This is a genomic window from Oceanicella sp. SM1341 (assembly GCF_003448965.1).
Classification (GTDB): Bacteria; Pseudomonadota; Alphaproteobacteria; order Rhodobacterales; family Rhodobacteraceae; genus Paroceanicella.
Genome location: NZ_QRGC01000100.1, coordinates 1 through 729, shown reverse-complemented (window position 1 = coordinate 729; position 729 = coordinate 1). Strand labels below are relative to the sequence as shown.

The window sequence follows — 729 nt, the reverse complement described above, 5'->3', positions numbered from 1 at the left end:
ACGCTGATGGAGCCGCGCGACACGCGCCGCGGGCGCACCCGCTCCTTCGATGCCTTCCGCGAGCCGATCATGAGCGTGGCCGGCGGCGTCTCGGTCGCGAAGTCCAGCGCGGACCCGAACAGCGCCCGGCGGCTTGAGTCCTGGCTCTGCGCCTCGGGCGTCCGCGTCCGCGACCTGCGCCGCATCGGCCCGAGCGAGCCGCGGCTGCGGGCACTCTTCCAGCGCCCGCCCCGGGCCCGGCCACTGCCGCCGCCCGAGCCCTTCGCGCCGCGCAGCGTGGCGACCCGGAAGGCGATCTCCGAGCTGCGCCTCGGCGCCCTGCCGGGCACGGTGGCCCGGCTCACCGGCCTCAGCCTCGAGCGCGTCGAGGCACTGCGGGCCGAGCTGGAGCAGGCCGATGGATGACCTGCCCATCTACCCCGTGCCGCAGGGCACCGTGCTGCGCGGCAATTGGGTGCCCTGGCACTTCCGCAAGGTGCTCAAATCGCGCTTTGTCGCGCATGTGGAGCCCGCGGCGGGCTTCCACGGCATCCTGCTCTGGTCCGAGGCCTGCGACCAGGACCCGCCGGGCACCCTGCCAGACGATGACGTGGAGCTCGCCCGCCTCGCCGGCCTCGGCCAGAACCTCGAGGGCTGGCGGGCGGTGCGCGACGGCGCGCTCTTCGAGTGGACCCCCTGCCTGTGCGACATCCGCGGCGAGACGGTGGTGCGCCTGCAAAACCCCTTCGT

At 74.5% G+C, this 729-nt stretch carries 1 protein-coding gene and 1 pseudogene; both read left to right on the top strand.

All coding sequences use genetic code 11. From position 1 onward, the window contains the following. Positions 1 to 405: hypothetical protein (locus D3P35_RS25915; protein WP_157982359.1), on the top strand; the 405-nt coding region annotated here is incomplete at its 5' end. Beyond that, positions 398 to 729 (top strand): annotated as a pseudogene (locus tag D3P35_RS25910) (YdaU family protein); the annotation flags it as partial. The gene D3P35_RS25915 and the pseudogene D3P35_RS25910, both read left to right, overlap by 8 nt.